The 3,763-nt window shown below is 39.0% G+C and carries 3 protein-coding genes; 1 reads left to right on the top strand and 2 read right to left on the bottom strand.

Annotated elements, in window-relative coordinates; translation table 11 throughout:
- Window positions 1-228 precede the first annotated feature (228 nt).
- The gene (locus tag AB4484_RS04500) at window positions 229-990 is read right to left on the bottom strand and encodes a sensor histidine kinase (RefSeq protein ID WP_372076624.1); all 762 of its coding nucleotides are present in this window, start codon (window positions 988-990) and stop codon (window positions 229-231) included.
- Window positions 990-1,673 (bottom strand): hypothetical protein, encoded by a 684-nt coding sequence (locus tag AB4484_RS04495; RefSeq protein ID WP_372076622.1) that lies wholly within the window; start codon window positions 1,671-1,673, stop codon window positions 990-992. The genes AB4484_RS04500 and AB4484_RS04495 overlap by 1 nt, the downstream gene beginning before the upstream one ends.
- Window positions 1,674-2,299: 626 nt before the next feature.
- On the opposite strand from AB4484_RS04495, the gene AB4484_RS04490 reads away from it, so the two are divergent.
- Entirely contained in the window at window positions 2,300-2,512 is a 213-nt protein-coding gene (locus tag AB4484_RS04490) for a hypothetical protein (RefSeq protein ID WP_372076620.1), read from the top strand.
- Window positions 2,513-3,763: the final 1,251 nt, after the last annotated feature.

Below are 3,763 nucleotides of genomic sequence, written 5' to 3'. Positions count from 1 at the left end.
TCATGAAAGGACTTCAACGCTCTGTAACGTTTTGAGTATCTCGACGAAAACCAGCTTCCAACTGATTTCGTCACATATGGGCATTAGATTACTTTCAAATGCTCAAAGTCTCAACGACAAACTTCTGTCGCTGAGCAAAAACAAACAAAAAAGCCTCCCAATCGGGAGGCTTTTTTGTACCTAAAACTTAGGTTCGCACTAAGTGAAGTTACGTTAAATTGGAAACTTTTAAACTTCAGTAACAGGTAACCTGAGTGTTACTGTGAAGTCAGAATAAGAAATACCATTTAAACAATAGGTCGATTCCGAAGAGCTTAATTCCATTCTTGCATCATGGAGCTTAGCTATGCTGTCAGCAAAGTAGAGGCCGATACCTTGACCTTTGATATTCGTTAATGCCTTTGCATTGCTCCCTCTGTAACCTTTAGTTACTAGCCTCTTCAACTCTTTGTGAGGGACATAAGGACCAGTGGACACAACCTTTACTTCAATCTCATCAAGGTACGCAGTAAAATGAACGTTGACATCACATTCATTAGGAGAGTACTTAATTGCGTTATCTAATATCAGAAAAGGTAGGATATCTATAAGTGTAACAGCATTAATTAACTTTATGTTATCGGGACTTTTATCCAGCTTAATCTTAACTTTATGTTTTTTACTGGTTGCATTTAGAGCTATTTTGTTTGCTAAGAACTTACCATATATATTAACTGGGTAAGGTTCTGACTCCGAAAAAAAATCCGGATTAAGCTCGTAGTCAATAAAACTCATTCTAATCATCGACAGCTTAGTTAAATGCTGTACATTCATTACGCTTGTACGAATATCATCTGCATGAACGGAATTGCAATTAAGCGGCTCACCCTCTCCTAACCTGTGAGTCTTCAAAGACTGACCTAGCTTTTGAGTCGAAGTTAGCAACCTATCATTGAACACTCTTAGCTCGTGCATAGATTCACGGATTAATTCAATTTCTTTGTCATTCATTAGAATACTAATCCTGCAATAAAACTAACTAACAAACCTTTTACAAGATCCTCTGCGTGCTTACTTACATATGCAGAAAATTGTTTAGTATCTTTTGAATTAAGAGACTTAATAAATTCTTGTTCAAGTTCCCAAACGTGGTAAAGATTTACTTGCTTTTCTTCTATCAAGTTTCGACGAACACGTTTCCACCTTTCGACAGAATCTCCCATAATCTTAACTGCCTTTAGAATCGCATTATTTAGACCATCGCGATCGCCTCTTTGTAATTTAACATCGGCTTTTGCAATTCGAGAGGCTATACCTAAACTTCCACCTTTCGAAGAAAATACGATGATGTACTTATCAGGGAACTGCTCACAGACTTGTTGAACGATGTAAGAACCATCAGTTGTTGTGCCAAAATTACCACCGACACCTTGGATGTCACAAATAACAATCGGGTAATCGCGCAATTGATCAAAACTATCTAAATCTCGAAAGTGACAAGGGCTATATCCTGCATTTCGCAAACCATCTAAGTCAGTAAAGTCTTCATCATCTATTATGGCGATAGGCGTATTTCTCTTTAGAAAAGTCAAATCATTGTTGGATGGAGCTGAAGATGGAAGTTGTTTTTTATTAAAAAAATGAAATAAAGACATTATCGTTAAACCATTAAATTCATTATTGTAAATATTCATAATTGACAATAACACTTTTGTTTAACCTAACAAAAAGGTGTTTATTATTCCTATTATGTTCAATTGCCCTTAAATTACAGACACGAAAAAGGGGATGACCTTGCGATCATCCCCTTTAACGAAGTAATCTAGCTGACACTAAGGTCTGTACTAAAAATCACCTGTTGAAGCATTGATTTTAGTACAGGTAGGCTAGCTTTGTCACTACCTACAGACAAACCATTCAACGACAGAAACATATCCTTAGTCAGTGCAGCACTTTAAGACGGTGTATTGATGACTCACTTGACCGACATACTTTACAGTGAACTTTTCACTAAGATCCTACTAAAGTAATCACGAACTGGTGACGAGATGAAACGAGTTTTAGCTCATGGTATTGGAACTACACCAAAATAGTTAGCCCCATGCGGATTGGTTCACCGAAGAAACGAACGCTCGATAACTGCGAGGCTCTTTAGATAAACTTACTAACCGTCACTTTGTAGTAAGTCCCCAATTAGAATAACAGTCACATAGACGCTTGAGGCTTTGACAAGCCAATAGATGAGGTCGCTAAAGCTCCTTGTTTATTCTTTCCATGAGCAACGTCTAAGATGACCCTATGGTTAAATTTAAGGATAAGCATGACAACATGGAAAATGGCTAAGCTCATCGTTTGGGATAGTAGATCAGAAAGCTATCACGTAGAGAACCACTACCGTAGTGAATCCTCAGTTAAGTTTACGCGTATATTTGAAATGGACTTAAGCCTAATCCTTGAACAGAAAAAGCCTTACGGTATAACAGCGTTTGAACTCGTAAATGAAGGGCATGTTGTTCTTTACACCGAAATATAATCTCCTCCGATAAATGAAGATCTACCACTCAAAAACGGGTGTTCATTATTCCTATTATGTTCAATTGCCAAGTTTACCGCCCCAAACGGCCGTTTTGACCACCTGTCAGCCTCTCACGGCCATTTTAAGCAACAAACCCACCCACGGGCACATAAATCCACTCTGAAAGTTAATTTCACAATTAGAGAGCTTCACAGTGCGAATTAACATATTTTGAACTCACCCCAAAATCACACCGTAACGCTCATAACTAAAACTTTACTCATGAGATCGTGATTTCTCGTGAAATGGGCGAAGTCCTTTCATGAGGAAGAGCGATCCGACAATCGAACGAAGTGAGTGCGTCAGAAAAACAACCCAAAGCCTCGCTGAGTCACATCGTAGATCGGGAATTTTGAGCATTCGGGACGAATGTATACAAAATCCGAATCCCGCTAATCGTTATTTTTACTCATCTTTTCGGTCTATCACCGACCTATCACTTTTCAAAACAACCGTTGAAACCAATAGACATCGAGACTTCAGGTAACTGTCACTGCGTTACAGTGACAGTTACCTACGAAACACCATCAGCGTGTGACGCTCTGCTTTTCGTTTCCTAAATCAATCGCCCATGGCCCCCTCTGCGGGGTTTAATTGTTATGTGGGAATGAAAGTGCTCTATAAGCGTTAAGAAATTCAATCACTGAAAAGTGCCGAACCTGAGAGGGGAATTGTTAATTTTAGTGCATGCATCTTGGATGCGTAGTGCTACGCATCCAAGGTCTTAGGAACATGTTTCTAAGCTGCTCTTTTCTTTGCTCTTATTCTTTCCGATCTGGGACTAGCAACAAGGACTAAGATCTAGGACTCATCGAGTCCCAGAAGGTAATCCCAGATCTTAGCCCCAGATAAGAATAAAAGGAGCCTAGCAAAATAAAAAAACCGATATGTAGAACTGATATGTGAAACCGATATGACCATATATCGGTTCTGCATATCGGAATCACATATCGATTTTTAATGAAAACAAGCAGGGAAAAACGCCATCAAAACGAAGAGAAAAATATGGAGACATTAATTTTTAGGATGGAGTGACAGTGCCACAGTTTAAGATCGAGTGTATTCCGCTTGCTCGGTGTTCGGACGCTTCGCTTACTCACACACTGCGCCGAGCGGTGGCAATATCAAATCATCACCAAATGATTTTGTTTTCATTTTTTTAGTTAAGTGATGATGTTAAGGGGTATCGACTTGCTGATTGGTGAGAGG

Source organism: Vibrio sp. 10N.261.46.A3, from assembly GCF_041472995.1.
GTDB lineage: Bacteria > Pseudomonadota > Gammaproteobacteria > Enterobacterales > Vibrionaceae > Vibrio > Vibrio coralliirubri.
The sequence above is the reverse complement of the archived record's forward strand: the minus strand, read 5'-3'. Positions and strand labels throughout refer to the sequence as shown.